This is a genomic window from Pelomonas sp. SE-A7, assembly GCF_030345705.1.
Taxonomy (GTDB): domain Bacteria; phylum Pseudomonadota; class Gammaproteobacteria; order Burkholderiales; family Burkholderiaceae_C; genus JAUASW01.
On sequence record NZ_JAUASW010000001.1, the window covers coordinates 1,843,012 to 1,858,236 of the forward strand.

At 67.4% G+C, this 15,225-nt stretch carries 15 protein-coding genes; 7 read left to right on the top strand and 8 right to left on the bottom strand.

What is annotated here, in order from left to right:
- Positions 1–124: 124 nt before the first annotated feature.
- Entirely contained in the window at positions 125–1,369 is a 1,245-nt protein-coding gene (locus QT382_RS08280; RefSeq protein WP_289253560.1) for a branched-chain amino acid ABC transporter substrate-binding protein, read from the bottom strand.
- 113 nt (positions 1,370–1,482) lie between these two features.
- Positions 1,483–3,129, bottom strand: a complete 1,647-nt coding sequence (locus QT382_RS08285) for a 3-(methylthio)propionyl-CoA ligase (protein WP_289253561.1) — start codon at positions 3,127–3,129, stop codon at positions 1,483–1,485.
- A 111-nt stretch (positions 3,130–3,240) separates the two neighbouring features.
- On the opposite strand from QT382_RS08285, the gene QT382_RS08290 reads away from it, so the two are divergent.
- From QT382_RS08290 to QT382_RS08310, 5 genes are all read left to right on the top strand, one after another.
- Positions 3,241–4,716 carry a protein adenylyltransferase SelO gene (locus tag QT382_RS08290; protein ID WP_289253562.1) on the top strand — a complete coding sequence of 492 codons (1,476 nt, stop codon included), beginning with the start codon at positions 3,241–3,243 and terminating at the stop codon, positions 4,714–4,716.
- Positions 4,713–5,138 (top strand): peptide-methionine (R)-S-oxide reductase MsrB, encoded by a 426-nt coding sequence (msrB, locus tag QT382_RS08295; RefSeq protein ID WP_289253563.1) that lies wholly within the window; start codon positions 4,713–4,715, stop codon positions 5,136–5,138. Before QT382_RS08290 ends, msrB begins: the two co-directional genes overlap by 4 nt.
- Positions 5,139–5,148: 10 nt before the next feature.
- On the top strand, positions 5,149–5,793 hold the full coding sequence (locus QT382_RS08300) for a septation protein A (protein ID WP_289253564.1): 645 nt from the start codon (positions 5,149–5,151) through the stop codon (positions 5,791–5,793).
- On the top strand, positions 5,790–6,071 hold the full coding sequence (locus QT382_RS08305) for a BolA family protein (protein WP_289253565.1): 282 nt from the start codon (positions 5,790–5,792) through the stop codon (positions 6,069–6,071). The genes QT382_RS08300 and QT382_RS08305 overlap by 4 nt, the downstream gene beginning before the upstream one ends.
- A 79-nt stretch (positions 6,072–6,150) precedes the next feature.
- Positions 6,151–6,951, top strand: a complete 801-nt coding sequence (locus QT382_RS08310) for a peptidylprolyl isomerase (RefSeq protein WP_289253566.1) — start codon at positions 6,151–6,153, stop codon at positions 6,949–6,951.
- 123 nt (positions 6,952–7,074) lie between these two features.
- Here QT382_RS08310 and QT382_RS08315 read toward each other — a convergent pair whose 3' ends face one another.
- Complete coding sequence (locus tag QT382_RS08315) at positions 7,075–7,770, bottom strand: ABC transporter ATP-binding protein (protein WP_289253567.1); 696 nt, start codon at positions 7,768–7,770, stop codon at positions 7,075–7,077.
- A gap of 31 nt (positions 7,771–7,801) precedes the next feature.
- On the opposite strand from QT382_RS08315, the gene QT382_RS08320 reads away from it, so the two are divergent.
- Positions 7,802–8,431: an arylesterase gene (locus tag QT382_RS08320; protein WP_502929883.1), complete on the top strand. Its 630-nt coding sequence runs from the start codon at positions 7,802–7,804 to the stop codon at positions 8,429–8,431.
- A 1-nt stretch (position 8,432) separates the two neighbouring features.
- Here QT382_RS08320 and QT382_RS08325 read toward each other — a convergent pair whose 3' ends face one another.
- Positions 8,433–10,421 (bottom strand): DUF6600 domain-containing protein, encoded by a 1,989-nt coding sequence (locus tag QT382_RS08325; RefSeq protein ID WP_289253569.1) that lies wholly within the window; start codon positions 10,419–10,421, stop codon positions 8,433–8,435.
- 78 nt (positions 10,422–10,499) lie between these two features.
- Positions 10,500–11,036 (bottom strand): peptide deformylase, encoded by a 537-nt coding sequence (gene def, locus QT382_RS08330; protein WP_289253570.1) that lies wholly within the window; start codon positions 11,034–11,036, stop codon positions 10,500–10,502.
- 30 nt (positions 11,037–11,066) lie between these two features.
- Between def and QT382_RS08335 the strand changes: the two genes are divergently transcribed.
- Complete coding sequence (locus tag QT382_RS08335) at positions 11,067–12,029, top strand: MBL fold metallo-hydrolase (RefSeq protein WP_289253571.1); 963 nt, start codon at positions 11,067–11,069, stop codon at positions 12,027–12,029.
- Here the strand turns inward: QT382_RS08335 and ntrC are convergent.
- Genes ntrC through QT382_RS08350 form a run of 3 tightly spaced genes read right to left on the bottom strand, consistent with a single transcriptional unit; the run spans position 12,026 to position 15,176 of the window.
- Entirely contained in the window at positions 12,026–13,492 is a 1,467-nt protein-coding gene (gene ntrC / locus QT382_RS08340) for a nitrogen regulation protein NR(I) (RefSeq protein ID WP_289253572.1), read from the bottom strand. The genes QT382_RS08335 and ntrC overlap by 4 nt on opposite strands.
- A gap of 22 nt (positions 13,493–13,514) precedes the next feature.
- The gene (gene glnL, locus QT382_RS08345) at positions 13,515–14,624 is read right to left on the bottom strand and encodes a nitrogen regulation protein NR(II) (RefSeq protein WP_289253573.1); all 1,110 of its coding nucleotides are present in this window, start codon (positions 14,622–14,624) and stop codon (positions 13,515–13,517) included.
- Between the two features lie 33 nt (positions 14,625–14,657).
- Positions 14,658–15,176, bottom strand: a complete 519-nt coding sequence (locus QT382_RS08350) for a hypothetical protein (protein ID WP_289253574.1) — start codon at positions 15,174–15,176, stop codon at positions 14,658–14,660.
- Positions 15,177–15,225: the final 49 nt, after the last annotated feature.

Genomic DNA, 15,225 nt, shown 5'->3' on the forward strand with positions numbered 1-15,225 from the left:
GCCGGCGCGCGATGCGCCGGCCTCTGGTGCTACAGATCAAGTGGCACCCGTGGAACTGGCTTTGCCAGGCCACCGGGTGCGCCCCCTTGAGGGGGAGCCGCGTCAGCGGCAACGGGGGTGGTCCTTATCCCGGCCGCTTCATCTGGCACGAGGTCGGCGTGCTCGAGACGTAGGACTCGTAGGTCTTGACCGGGGCCAGCGTGAAGCCGGTGTTCTCCGGGCTGTACGAGTACTTGGCGCTGGTCTTCTCCCACACCGTCATGTACAGCGGCTGCTGCAGCTGATGGTCGGTCTTGCGCATGGTCACTTCGCCGTTGAAGCTGTTGACCGTCAGGCCTTCCAGCGCCGCCGCCACCTTGACCGGGTCGGTCGACTTGGCCTTGGCCATGGAGGCGCTCAGGTAGTTCAGGATGTGGTTGATGCTGTTGGTGTACAGGTCATCCTTGAACTTGGCCTTGTACTCCTCGGCCCAGGCCTGGGTCTGGCCACCCATGTTGTAGTGGCTGTAGGACACCTGGTAGATGCGGCCGGCACCGGCCGCGCCAATGGCCGTGGGCGTGCCCGTGGTGCTGGTGTAGTAGGTGATGAACTTGCCGTTGTAGCCGGCCTCGTTGGCCGCCTTGATCAAGAGGGCCAGGTCGGAACCCCAGTTGCCGGTGATCACCGTGTCGGCGCCGCTGGCCTTGATCTTGGCCACATAGGGGGCGAAGTCGCGCACCTGGGCAATCGGGTGCAGTTCCTCGCCGACCACCTGGATGTCCGGACGCTTGCGGCCCATCAGTTCCTTGGCGTACTTGGCGACCTGGTGGCCGTGGGCGTAGTTCTGGTTCAGCAGGAAGACCTTCTTGATCTCCGGCAGGTCCTTCATGTAGGTGGTGATCGCCTCCATCTTCATCGAGGTGTCGGCGTCGAAGCGGAAGTGCCAGTAATTGCACTTGCTGTTGGTGAGGTCGGGGTCCACGGCCGAGTGGTTCAGATAGACCACTTCCTTGCCCGGATTGCGCTCGTTGTGCTTGATCACGGCGTCCAGCAGCGCGGCGGCCACGCCCGAGCTGTCACCCTGGGTCACGTAGCGGATGCCCTGGTCGGTGGCGGCCTTGAAGGCGGTCAGCGTGTCAGCCGGGCTCAGCTTGTTGTCAAAGGGCACCAGCTCGAACTTCACGCCGGCCGGGTTGCTCTTGTTGTACTTCTCGATCAGGAACTGGAAGGTCTTGACCTGGTTCTGGCCGACCGGACCGAGCAGACCCGAGAGCGGGTCGATGAAGGCAATCTTGACCGTCTCGCCCTTCTGGGCCTGGGCCGACACGGCGGTCAAGGCGAGGGCCACCGCCGCGGCGGTCATCGTCAGGGAGCGCTTGCTGCTGTACATCGTTGTCTCCTTTGGTTTGCAAGGTCTAAAGACAGTGAACTAGGCCTGCGCGGGCACAGTAGCGGCTTGCGGGCCGCTGAGGCCCTGGGGACTACCCCGAAAACAGGCGAATCTCAGGCCCCGGGCAACCGGTGGTCCTTGAACTGCTCTCTCAGCTTGAGCTTCTGGATCTTGCCGGTGGCCGTGTGCGGGATCTCCGCCACGAAGACCACGTCGTCCGGGATCTGCCACTTGGCGATGCGGCCCTCGTAGAAAGCCAGCATCTCCTCGCGGGTCAGTTCGGCATCGGGCTTCCTGACCACGACCAGCAGCGGCCGCTCGTCCCACTTGGGATGCCGCGACGCGATGGCCGCCGCCTCGTGCACGGCCGGATGGGCCATGGCGATGTTCTCGAGGTCGATGGAGCTGATCCACTCGCCGCCGCTCTTGATCACGTCCTTGCTGCGGTCGGTGATCTGCATGAAGCCGTCGGCGTCGATGGTGGCCACGTCGCCGGTGGGGAACCAGGAACCCGCGCCCTGCACATCGACCAGCGGCGAGACCCTGCCGCCGAAATACTGGTCTATCACCCAGTGGCCGCGCACCACCAGGTTGCCGGACGAGGCGCCGTCCCAGGGCTGGGGCGCGCCCTCGTCGTCGATCACCGCCATGTCGATGCCGTAAATCACCTTGCCCTGCTTCTCAAGGATCCGGCGCTGCTGCTCCTGCGGCAGGGCCAGCTGCTTGCTGGTCAGCTTGGAAAGCGTGCCCAGCGGCGACAGCTCGGTCATGCCCCAGGCATGGATCACCTCGATGCCGAAGTCGTCCATCAGCGTGGCCAGCATGGCCGGCGGGCAGGCCGAGCCACCGATCACGGTGCGCTTGAAGGTCGAGAACTTCAGGCCGTTGCCCTTGACGTAGTTGATCAGTCCCAGCCAGACCGTGGGCACGCCGGCACTGAACGTGACCTTCTCGCCCTCGAACAGCTCGTACAGCGACTTGCCGTCCAGGTGCGGCCCGGGGAACACCAGCTTGGCGCCGACGATGGCCGAGCTGTACGGAATGCCCCAGGCATTGACGTGGAACATGGGCACGACCGGCAGGATCACGTCCTTGGCCGAGCAGTCCATCGCATCGGGCATGGCCGAGGCATAGGCATGCAGGATGGTCGAGCGGTGGCTGTAGACCGCGCCCTTGGGATTGCCCGTGGTGCCCGAGGTGTAGCAGATGCAGGAGGCGGTGTTCTCGTCGAACACCGGCCAGGCGTAGTTGCCGTCCTCGGCCTCGACCAGCTCCTCGTAGCAAAGCAGGTTCGGGATCGAGCTTTGCGCCGGCATGTGCGAACGGCCGCACATCAGGACGTAGTGCTTGATCGTCGGCAGCAGCGGCGCCAGCTTTTCGATCAAGGGCAGGAAGTTCAGGTCGAAGCACAGCACCGAGTCCTGCGCATCGTTGGCGATCCAGGTGATCTGCTCGGGGAACAGGCGCGGATTGATCGTGTGGCACACCAGCTGCGAGCCCGAGCTGCCGTAGTAGATCTCCAGGTGGCGGTAGCCGTTCCAGGCCAGCGTGGCGATCCGGTCACCGGCGCGGCAGCCCAGGCGCGCAAAGGCCTGGGCCAGCTTGCGCGAGCGCAGCTCGGCGTCCTTCCAGGTGTAGCGATGCAGGTCGCCCTCGACCCGCTTGCTGACGATCTCGGTCTCGCCCGAATGCCGCGCGGCATGCTGAATCAGCGACGAGATCATCAGCGGCATGGACATCATCTGGCCCATCAGCGCCATGGCAGTCTCCTGGTGTTCTTGTGTGTTGACCCAGCGCCTGCAGGCGGCCGGTTTCGGGCCATGTTAACCCTGCGAAAAACCGCACAAAGTCACCCTCGTTACACTGAGGCCATGCACGTTTTCCCTGGGCTGACGCTGTCCCGCAGCCCCCTCGGCTTCAGCCGTCTGGGCCCCGAATTCCTCACCGAGTTGCCGCCCGAACCGGCACCTGCACCGCATTGGGTCGCGCACAGCGAAGCCTGCGCGCAACGGCTGGGCCTGGGCTCTGACTGGCGCACGCCCCAGGCCCTGGAACTGCTCAGTGGCAACGGCGGCGAGAGCGGCTGGGCCAGCGTCTACAGTGGCCACCAGTTCGGCGTCTGGGCCGGCCAGCTCGGCGACGGCCGGGCCCTGCATGTGGGCGAGATCGAGCACCAGGGCCAGCGCTACGAACTGCAGCTCAAGGGCGCGGGCCGCACGCCCTACTCCCGCATGGGCGACGGCCGCGCCGTGCTGCGCAGCTCGATCCGCGAATTCCTCTGCTCCGAGGCCATGGCCGCACTCGCCATTCCCACCACCCGTGCGCTGTGCATCACAGGCAGCCCCTTGAGGGTGCGTCGGGAGGAGATCGAGACCGCCGCCATCGTCACCCGCGTAGCGCCCAGCTTCCTGCGCTTCGGCCACTTCGAGCATTTCGCCCACCATGACCTGCTGCCGCAGCTGGCGCAGCTGTTCGAGCATGTGCTGGACCGCCATGCGCCGGAATGCCGCGAGGCCGAGGTGCCCGCTGCCGCTCTGCTGGAAAAAGTAAGCCGCCAGACCGCCTCGTTGATGGCCGACTGGCAGGCCGTCGGCTTCATGCATGGGGTGATGAATACCGACAACATGTCGCTCCTGGGCCTGACGCTGGACTACGGTCCCTTCGGCTTCATGGACGGCTTCGACCCCGGCCACATCTGCAACCACAGCGACCACCAGGGCCGCTATGCCTATGCCCGTCAGCCCAATGTGGCGTTCTGGAACCTGCATGCGCTGGCGCAAGCCCTGATCCCGCTGGTGCCGGGCGAGCCGGAGAAAGCCTCCGAGCCTCTGCTGGCCGCACTGGAGAGCTACCGCGAGGCCTTCCCCCGCGAGATGCTGGGCCGCCTGCGCGCCAAGCTGGGCCTGCTGGCCGAGCTGCCGCAGGACCGCGAGCTGGCCGACGACTGGCTCAAGCTGCTGGCCGCGGGCCGCACCGACTTCACGATTGCCTGGCGCCACCTGGCCCGGTTCGACAGCCAGGTCGAGGCCGAGAACGCCGCGATCCGCGACCTGTTCCTGGACCGTGAGGCCTTCGACGCCTGGGCCCGACGCTACCGCGAGCGGCTGCTGGCCGAAGCCAGCCTGGATGCAGAACGGGGTGCGAGGATGAACCGGGTCAATCCGGCCGTGGTGCTGCGCAACCACTTGGCCGAGGGCGCGATCCGCAGCGCCAGCGAAGGGGATTTCGGCGAGATCGAGCGGCTGCTGAAAGTTCTTGAGCGGCCCTACGACGAACCGGTGCTGGCGTCCGACGCCGCACTTCCGCCCGACTGGGCTGCCCAACTCGAGGTGTCCTGTTCATCATGAGCTCTCCCAAGACCTACCCCGTCCAGAAGACCGATGCCGAGTGGCGCGAGCAACTCGACGCCATGCAATACCAGGTGGCCCGCCATGCCGCCACCGAGCGTGCCTTCACCGGCAAGTACTGGGACCACTGGCAGGCCGGCCAGTACAACTGCGTGGGCTGCGGCATCAAGCTGTTCGAGGCCGACACCAAGTTCGACGCCGGCTGCGGCTGGCCCAGCTACTTCGCGCCGGTCAATGCCGAGGTGATCGAGCGCGTGGTCGACCGCAGCCACGGCATGGTGCGAGTTGAAGTTCGCTGCAACCAGTGCGGCTCGCACCTGGGCCATGTGTTCCCCGACGGCCCGGCGCCGACCGGCGAGCGCTTCTGCATCAATTCGGCCGCGATAGACTTCGCGCCGCCCGCCCCCGACCCCAAGCCCTGAGTCCCTGTTGATGAAGCTGTTGCTCGACTTCCTGCCGCTGATCCTCTTCTTCACGACCTTCAAGATCGCCGAGGGGCACAAGGCGGCGGCCGCAGCCTTTGCGACCCAGCATTTCGCCTTCCTGGTCTCGGGCGGCCAGGTCGGCCCCGAGGAAGCCCCGGTGCTGCTGGCCACGCTGGTGGTGATCACGGCCACGCTGGCCCAGGCCCTGATCACCCGGCTGCTGGGCCGCAAGATCGACCTGATGCTGTGGATCAGCATGGCCCTGGTGACGGTGCTGGGCGGCCTGACCGTCTGGTTCCACAACGAGACCTTCATCAAGTGGAAGCCCACCGGCGTCTACTGGGCCATGGCCCTCACCTTCTGGGGCAGCCAGGCCTTGTTCGGCAAGAACCTGATCAAGGTCTCGCTCAAGGAGACCATCCACCTGCCCGAGCAGAACTGGCTGCGGCTGAACTGGGCCTGGGCCGGCTTCTTCGCCTTCATGGGTGTGCTGAACCTCTGGGTGGCCTTCAACTTCTCCACCTCGACCTGGGCCAGCTTCAAGGCCTTCGGCACGATTGGTCTGATGATCGTCTTCGTACTGGGACAGGGCTTCTATCTGGCCCGCCACCTGCCCGACGAAGAGCCGGCCGCCGAGGAGCCAAAGCCATGAGCGACACGACGCCCAAGGCCGGCCTCGCCGAGATCGAACGCCGACTGCGCGAAGCGCTCTCGCCCACCGAACTTCGGCTGCAGGACGACAGCGCCCAGCATGCCGGCCATGCCGGTGCGCGCGAAGGTGGCCACTACAGCGTGGACATCGTCAGCCCCAGCTTTACGGGCCTTAACAAAGTGGCTCGGCACCGCCTCGTATATCATTCCCTCGGCGATTTGATGCAGCAGGGCATCCATGCGCTGGCCATCCAGGCCAGAGCCCCGGGAGAACCCTGAGATTCGCGTCGAATCGGCCATCCCAAGCGAAGCGCCGTATCTTGCGGCGCCTTTTTTTATCCTAGAGATCCAGATCCCCATGAAGAAGTTTGTGCATGCCGCCGCCGTTGCGGCTCTGACCGCTGCGCTCGTGCCCGTGTCGGCCAGCGCGCAAAACATCGCCACCGTCAACGGCAAGCCCGTGCCCAAGACCAATGCCGATCTGCTGATCCGCCAAGTCACGGCCAACGGCCAGCCGGTCACGCCGGAGCTGGAAGCCCAGGTGAAGGACGAAGTGGTGCTGCGCGCCATCTTCATCCAGGAAGCCGAGAAGCGCGCCATCCCGGCCACCGCCCAGTACAAGGACCAGATGGAACTGGCCCGCCAGTCCATCCTGATCCGCGCCCTGTTCGAGGACTTCAAGAAGAAGAACCCGGTGACCGACGCCGAGGCGCAAGCCGAGTACGACAAGTACAAGGCCGCCAACGCCGGCCTCGAGTACCGCGCCCGCCACATCCTGGTCGAGAAGGAAGAAGACGCCAAGGCCCTGATCTCGCAGATCAAGGGCGGCGCCAAGTTCGAAGACCTGGCCACCAAGAACAGCAAGGACCCCGGCTCGGCGGCCAACGGCGGCGACCTGGACTTCGCCAACCCGAACGGCTACGTGCCCGAGTTCGCTCAGGCCATCAAGCTGCTGAAGAAGGGCGAGATGACCGACACCCCGGTCAAGACCCAGTTCGGTTTCCACGTGATCCGCCTGGAAGACACCCGCGAAGCCACCTTCCCGGCCTTCGACGACGTCAAGGCCCAGGTCAAGCAGCGTCTGGAGCAGGCCAAGACGGCCGCCTTCCAGAACGAGCTGAAGACCAAGGCCAAGACCGACTACAAGTTCAGCAAGTAAACGGACCACCCCCGGAGGCGCTGTGCGCCTCCCCCTCAAGGGGGCAAGTCCGTAGGACCGGCAAAGCCGGATCCTCGGACTCCGCCACAAGAAGACCCAGCCTAGCGGCGGGTCTTTTTTCGTTTATGCAGGAGCATGGGCCAGTGGCGACTGCACCAGCCGGCCCGCCTCGATGCGCAACTGGCGCTCGCAGCGCTCGGCGATCTGGCGGTCGTGGGTGACCAGGACCAGGGTAGTGCCGGCCTCGCGGTTCATCTCGAACATCAGGTCCATCACGGCGGCGCCGGTGGCGTAGTCGAGGCTGCCGGTGGGTTCGTCGGCCAGCAGCAGGGCCGGCTTCTGCACGAAGGCGCGGGCCAGGGCCACCCGCTGCTGCTCGCCGCCCGAAAGTACGCGCGGATAGTGGCCCAGGCGCTGGCCCAGACCGACCCGCTCCAACATGGCCTGGGCCTGGGCGCGCGCGTCGCGGAGGCCGCGCAATTCCAGCGGCAGCATCACGTTCTCCAGCGCATTCAGATTGGCCAGCAGCTGGAAGCTCTGGAACACGAAGCCCAGCTCCTGCGCACGCAGCGCGGCGCGATCGTCTTCGCTGAGCACGAACATGTCCTGGCCGCGCAGCTTGACCGTGCCGCTGGTGGGCTTGTCCAGGCCCGCCAGGATGGCCAGCAGGGTGCTCTTGCCCGAGCCCGAAGCGCCGACGATGGCGACCGACTCGCGCGGCTCCAGGCGGAAGCTGATGTCATGCAGAATCGTCAGCTCGCCGGTGGCGTCGACCACCGATTTGCGGACATGGTCGACCTCGATGATGAATTCGGACATGGATGAGGGAGCGCAGGCAATGCGACGAAGAATGGGACGGCGGGAATGGCTCGCGCACTTTAGCCTGATGGCGGCCCTGCTGCCTCAAGCCATGGCGGCCGAACCGGCGCGCCGCATCGTGGTGCTGGGCGACAGCCTCTCGGCCGAATACGGCCTGGCCCGCGGCAGCGGCTGGGTGGCCCTGCTGGAACGGCGCCTGGCTCAACAGAAGATCTCCGCGCAGGTGACCAACGCGAGCATCAGCGGCGACACCACCTCGGGCGGCCGCTCGCGCCTGCCGGCCCTGCTGAAGCAGCACAAGCCGACCCTGCTGGTGATCGAGCTGGGTGGCAACGACGCGTTGCGCGGCCTGCCGCTAAGCATGAGCCGGGACAATCTGCGCGCCATGAGCCAGGCGGCCAAGGCGGCCGGCGCCAAGGTCCTGCTGGTGGGCATGCAGATGCCTCCCAACTATGGCGCGGCCTATGCCAGGGACTTCGCCGAGCTGTTCGCCCAGGTGGCCAAGGACGAGAAGGCCGGCCTCGCGCCCTTCCTGCTAAAGGGCGTGGCGGACCGGCCCGATGCCGAGGCCTGGTTCCAGGCCGATCGCATCCATCCGCTGGCCAAGGCCCATCCGCTGATGCTGGACAACGTCTGGCCAGCCTTGAAGCCCTTGCTCTGAGCTAGCGCTCTGTCTTGTCGCCCTGACCGGGCTTGCCACGCGGAGGATTGCGACCCTCGTCCTCGCGCTTGCGGGGTTGCGGCGTGGCTTCCGGCTGCGGACGCGGCATGGGCTGGACCTGCGGCATGGGCACGGGGGCCATGGGCTTGACCTCGGGCATGGCAGGCCGCTGGCCACCGTCGCGCCGATCATCCCGGCGGTCTTCGCGGCGCTCATCCCTGCGCTGCTCTTCGCGGCGCTCCTCGCGCCGGTCATCGCGGCGCCAGCCGCCGAAGGGCGGCGGCGTCACGGTCGGCACCGGCTGCACCTGGGGTTGCTGAACCTGGGGCTGAGGCTGGACCTGCGGAGTCGGCACCGGATTGACCTGGGGCGTGGGGACGTCCCGGCGGTCGTCTGCGCCACCACGGCGCCAGCCGCGGCGCTGGTCGTCATTGCCCGGCTCCTGCGGACGGTTGCCGCGCTCGCCACCGTTCCAGCGCGGCGGGTCGTCGCGCGGGGTGGTCGGTTGAGTCTGCACAGGCTGGACCGACTGGACCGGCTGCCCCGGCTGAACCTGAGGCATGGTCACCGCCGGGGTCGGCTGACCCTGGCGATTGCCTCGGTCGCGCCAGCCGTCGCGGTCGGCATCGCGTTCGTTGCGGCGCGATTCACGGTTGCCGGGCTGGTTCACCCATTGCGGCACCTCGACACGATTGCCTCGCCCCGGGCCGCCATCGCCGCGCACCGGCGCTTGCACCACAGTCAGCGCCGCGCCGCCATCGGGCTTGAAGGGCTGCGGACGGCCACGCCACGGCTGCTCATTCGGCAGCACGCTGACGGCTCCCACCACTTCGCGATTGCGATAGCGGGGCGACCCGCCGCCGCCGCCGCGCACGTCGATGTCCACGTTCACGCGGGTCACATAGGTCGGGCTGTGGCGGTAGCTGGGCACATAGGCCTCGCGCGGTGCCAGCGGGAACCAGCCGAAGCGCGGCGGCGGGCTGTGGCGGCCACCGCCGATCTGCACACCGACCGAGACATTGCCACCGCCCACCCAGGCCACCAGGGCCGGCGCGAACACTGGGCGGTGGACGAAGCGGCCCGGCGCCCAGCACCAGCGGCCTCGCACCTGGACCCAGCGGCCATAGTGGAACGGTGCAAAGCCCCAGCGGGCGTCGTCTATCCAGGTCCAGCCCCAGGGATTGACCCAGGCCCAGCGACCATGGCGGTAAGGCGCCCAGTCGACCGCCAGTACCAGCGGGAACCAGATCGCGCCGTATTCGTCGTGCTGCTCCCAGCGGCCATGGCGCTCAAGGTCCTCGGCGCCGGTCATCTCGGCCGACACATAGCGGGCCGGCGGGCCGTCGCCCTCGGCATCGCTCTGGGCCACGGCCCAGTCGCCGAAGTAGTCGCGATCAATGCGCTGGCGCTCCACCCGCGGACCATTGCCCCACCAGAACTCGGCCTGCTCGCCGCCACTGATCCAGGTCGAAGCGCCCTCACCCTTGGGTTCAAAGCGCAATTGGCCCAGCCAGGCGTAGCCACGGCTGCCGCGGTCCAGCTGGTCGACCCGGTACAGGCCTTCGCGCTCGAACGCGAAGCGGCCCTCGCGGGTGATCACACGGGTCTCGGCCACGTTCTCGCGCGAGCGAAGGCGCAGGGCCAACTGGCCGCGGGCCAGCAGCAGCTCCACGGCCTCGTCATCCAGCCGGCTGAATTCCAGGTCGGCCCGTTCGTCCAGCCAGATGCTGGTCGAGCCAATGCGCAGGCTGATGCGGGCGCCGTTGTCGGTGCGCAGACGGTCGCCCTCGGTGATCGGCTGGTTGCGCTCGACCTTCTGCCATTCCTTGTCCTCGGCATCGAACAGCCAGGCCTCGCCGACCACCTCCGCCACGCGGCCCACGCGGCCCGGCGGGTCGGCCCAGGCAGGCTTGAAGGCCAGCAGCAGGACCGTCAGGGCCAGCAGCAGGAAACGGATCAGGGGGGGATTGCTGTTCTTGTAGGCGTCCATGGGCGCTCCTCGGTCAGTTCGGCCTCAACGCGGTCGGCCGGAGATCGGCTGACCGGGTTACCGCTGATTACTTTCGGCTCAGTCGTCGGCGTTCGGATCCAGGTCCGGGAACAGCACCGAGGTATAGCCGAAGCGGCTGAAATCGCGCACCCGCATCGGATAGAGCACACCCTGGAGATGGTCGCATTCATGCTGGACCACGCGGGCATGGAACCCCTCCGCCTCGCGCTCGATCGCCTGGCCCTCCAGGTCCAAGCCGGTGTAGCGGATGCGGTTCGGTCGGGCCACGACACCTCGCAGCCCCGGCACCGAGAGGCAGCCCTCCCAGCCCTCTTCCAGCTCCTCGCCCAGCGGCGTGATCACCGGGTTGAGCAGGATGGTCTGCGGCACCGGCTGCGCATCCGGATAACGCTCGTTGCGCTGAAAGCCAAAGATCACTAACTGCAGGTCCACGCCGATCTGCGGCGCCGCCAGGCCCACGCCCCTGGCGGCGGCCATGGTGTCGAACAGGTCGGCCACCAGCTCGCGCAGCAGCGGCGTGCCAAACTCTTTCACCGGCTGAGCCACGCGCAGGAGGCGCGGGTCGCCCATCTTCAGGATTTCTCGAACGGCCATGGCGCCGGATTCTAAGAAAGCAATCTCACCATGCAGCAGCAGGACTTCGTCCAGGACCTGGGCCAGGGCATCTACGCGATAGACACGGCCTTCCAGCGCGAGCATTTCGACGCGGCTTATCTGGTGGTCGACCAGGGTCGTGCCGCCTTCATAGACACCGGCACCAACCACGCCGTGCCGCGCCTCCTGGCGGCCCTGGAAGGACTGGGTCTGCTGCCGGAAGCGGTGGACTGGGTGATCCCCACCCATGTGCACCTGGACCATGCCGGTGGCGTGGGCTTGTTGATGCAGTCGCTGCCCAAGGCGCGCTTGCTGGTGCACCCACGCGGTGCGCGCCACATGATCGACCCGAAGGCGCTCTATCTCGGTGCGCTGGCGGTCTATGGCGAAGCCGAGATGCAGCGCAGCTACGGCACTTTGCGCTCGGTGCCGGCCGAGCGCGTGGACAGCAGCTCGGACGGCCAGCGCATCCGCCTGGGCTGTCGCGAGCTGCTGCTGATAGACACGCCCGGCCATGCCAAGCACCACCACTGCATCTGGGACGATCGCAGCCGCGGCTGGTTCACCGGCGACACCTTCGGCCTGTCCTACCGCGAGTTCGATACGGCCAAGGGCCCCTGGGTGCTGCCGACCAGCACGCCGGTGCAGTTCGAGCCCGAGGCGCTGAAGGCCTCGATTGCACGCATGCTGAGCTATGGCCCGACGCAGATGTACCTGACCCACTACAGCCGCGTAGCCGAGGTGGAACGGCTGGCCGCCTCGCTGGTGGCACAGATCGACGTGATGGTGGCGCTGGCCTTGGCACTGAAGGCGGACCCGCAGCGCCATGAACGGCTCAAGGCCGGCCTGTCAGCCCATTACCTGAGCGAGCTGAAATCCCATGGCTGCGCGCTGACGCCGGAGCGCCAGCTGGAACTGCTGGCCACCGACATCGAGCTGAACGCCCAGGGCCTGGGCGTTTGGCTGGACAAGCTGGACAAGCCGGGCGGCTAGACGTCCAGGTCCAGCTCCTGGATCTTGCGGGTGATGGTGTTGCGGCCAATGCCCAGCTTCTGGGCCGCCTCGATGCGACGGCCGCGGGTGATGTCCAGGGCCGTCAGGATCAGGCTGGCCTCGAAGCGCCGGGTCAGCTGGTCCCAGACGTCCGTCTCGCCGGCCAGCAGCAGGCGGCGAGCCTCGCGAGCCATCTCGGTGATCCAGACATCCGGCCCGCCGGCGACCCCGCCGGCAATCGTCTGAGGCTGAGCCATCGCGGGCATTGCGCCCTCGACCGGCGAAGGCAAGGCGCTGTTGCCGGCCGGGCCGTGACCCAGCAGTTCCTGCGGCAGGTCCTTGGCCTCGACCATCTGGCTGGGCGCCATCACGCTCAGCCAGTGGCAGATGTTTTCCAGCTGGCGCACATTGCCCGGGAAGTCGAAGTTCTCCAGCCGGGAGAGCGCCGCGTCGGACAGACGCTTGGTCTCCACGCCCAGCTCGGTGGCACTGCGCTGCAGGAAGTAGCGGGCCAGCACCGGGATGTCCTCGCGCCGTTCGCGCAGGGCCGGCAGACGCAGGCGTATCACGTTCAGCCGGTGGAACAGGTCTTCGCGGAACGCGCCCTGGCGCACCCGCTCCTCCAGGTTCTGGTGGGTGGCGGCGATCACGCGCACATTGCTGCGCAGCGGGCTGTGACCGCCGACGCGATAGAACTGGCCGTCGGACAGGACGCGCAACAAGCGGGTTTGCAGGTCCAGCGGCATGTCGCCGATCTCATCCAGGAACAGCGTGCCGCCGTCGGCCTGCTCGAAGCGGCCGCGCCGCGTGGCCTGGGCGCCGGTGAAGGCGCCGCGCTCATGGCCGAACAGCTCGCTCTCCAGCAGGTCCTTCGGAATCGCGGCCGTGTTGATCGCGACGAACGGGCCTTCTGAGCGCGGGCTGTGCTTGTGCAACGCACGGGCGACCAGCTCCTTGCCCGAGCCCGATTCGCCGGTGATCAGCACGGTCACATGGCTTTGCGACAGGCGGCCGATGGCGCGGAACACGTCCTGCATGGCCGGCGCCTGGCCCAGCATCTCAGGCAGCTGCGCGGCCTGCTCGTCGGCCACGGCCTCGCGCAGGCTTTCTTCCTGGGCCCGGCGTATCAGCTCGATGGCGCGCGGCAGGTCGAAGGGCTTGGGCAGGTATTCGAAGGCGCCGCCCTGGAAGGCGGAGACCGCGCTGTCCAGGTCCGAGTAGGCGGTCATGATGATGACCGGCAGCTTGGGATGCGTCTCGCGCACTTTGCTCAGCAGCTCGAGGCCGGAGCCGCCTGGCATGCGGATGTCGGAGACCAGCACCTGCGGGCTGTCGGTCTCCAGCGCCGCCAGCATCTCGCGGGTGTTGCTGAAACTGCGCACCGGCAGACCCTCGCGGCTCAGTGCCTTCTCCAGCACGAAGCGGATCGAGTGGTCGTCGTCAACAACCCAGATGGATTTCATAGGAATCAGGCCTTCCAGGTTCTCAAGGCAAGGGCAAGGTCATTCTGAAGTCGGTCCGGCCCGGCTCGCTCTCGCAGTCGATCATGCCCTGGTGCTGTTGGGCGATGGTCTGCGCCAGCGTGAGGCCCAGACCCGAACCGCCATCCCGGCCCGACACCAGCGGGAAGAAGATGCGATCGCGGATCTCGGCCGGGATGCCGGGACCGTTGTCTTCCACATGCAATTCCAATGCCAAGCGCCAGCGCTGCTTGCCTATGGTGACCTGGCGAGCGACCCGCGTACGCAAGGTGATACGGGCGTCGCCGGCCATGATGCGCGGCTGCAGCGCCTGGGCCGCGTTCTGCACGATGTTCAGGAGGGCCTGGATCAGCTGCTCGCGGTCGCCACGGAAGTCGGGCAGCGAGGTGTCGTAGTCGCGCACGATGGCGAGGCCGCGCGGGAACTCGGCCAGCACCAGGGCCCGCACCCGCTCGCAGACCTCGTGGATGTTGACGTCCACCACTACCTGGGCGCGCCGGTGCGGCGCCAGCAGGCGGTCCACCAGGCTTTGCAGCCGGTCGGCCTCGTGCACGATGACCTGGGTGTATTCGGCCAGCTCGTCCCACAGCTCGGTGCCCTGCAGCTCCATGGCCAGCAACTGGGCCGCGCCGCGGATGCCGCCCAGCGGGTTCTTGATCTCGTGGGCCAGGTTGCGCACCAGCTCCTTGGTGGCCTGGACCTGGTCCAGCGTTCGCTCCTCGCGGTCCTGGCGGGCCTGCTGCTCGTTCTCCAGCAGCTCGACCATGACCTGGGGCTGGCCCTCGACCTGGCTGACGATCACGTGGACCGGCAGCGGCTCCTCATTGCGCTGCTGGTGCAGCGGATTGCGGCGCAGCAGCGCATCGAAGCGGCTGCTCGAATAGTTGTTGCGCGAGACGCTCAGCACGGTTTCGCGCAGCCGGGTCGCATCGACCAGCCAGTCGTAGAGATTGCCCTGCATGACCGCCCGGCGCGACAGCCGCATCACGTTCTCGAACGCGGCATTGGCGAACAGGCATTGGCCGTCGGGCTGCACCACCACGACCATGGTGGCCAGGATGTCCAGGCCGGCGTACTGCTGCGGCAAGCTGCTCCGCCCCTCGTCACTCATCATGGCGCGCTCCCGGCTGGTGGCGCCGGCCGGCGATCAGGGCAGCTTGCCGATCTCGCGCCTGAGCGCCTCGATGTCGTTCTCCTGGCGCGTGATGCTGGCCTTGAGTTCGGCCACGCGGTCCAGGTACTTCTGGTAGTTGCGCTCGTCGCCGCGCCGCTCGGGCGTGCCGTTGTTGTACTCGGCCTTGGTGGCCGACAGGCGGGACTCGGCTTCGCGCAGTTCGGTCTGCAGCACGGCGCGGCGCTCGTTGTCGCGGTTGCGCTGTTGCGGTGCCTCGACGCGGCCTTCGGGCGGCCGGGCACCCGGCGGTGTGGTCGGCTGGGCGCCGCTGGCCGCAGGCGTCGGCCGGCGTGCCGGCGTCAGCACGGTGATGGGCGTGCCTTCGATGGTCCGGCAGCCCTTCTCCTGCGCCTCCTTGGCGGTCAGCGCGTCGGTGTAGAGCACCGGCGGACCGGGGCAGCGGTAGACCACGCCCTGAGCGGACGCCGACCCGGCCAGGGTCAGCAGCAGAGCCGGCAGCAGGTGCCGGGCAGCTTGCGGGTAGAAGCTCATGGGCGGGATTGTGGGGCATGAATGTAAAAGGGACGGTCAAGACCGTCCC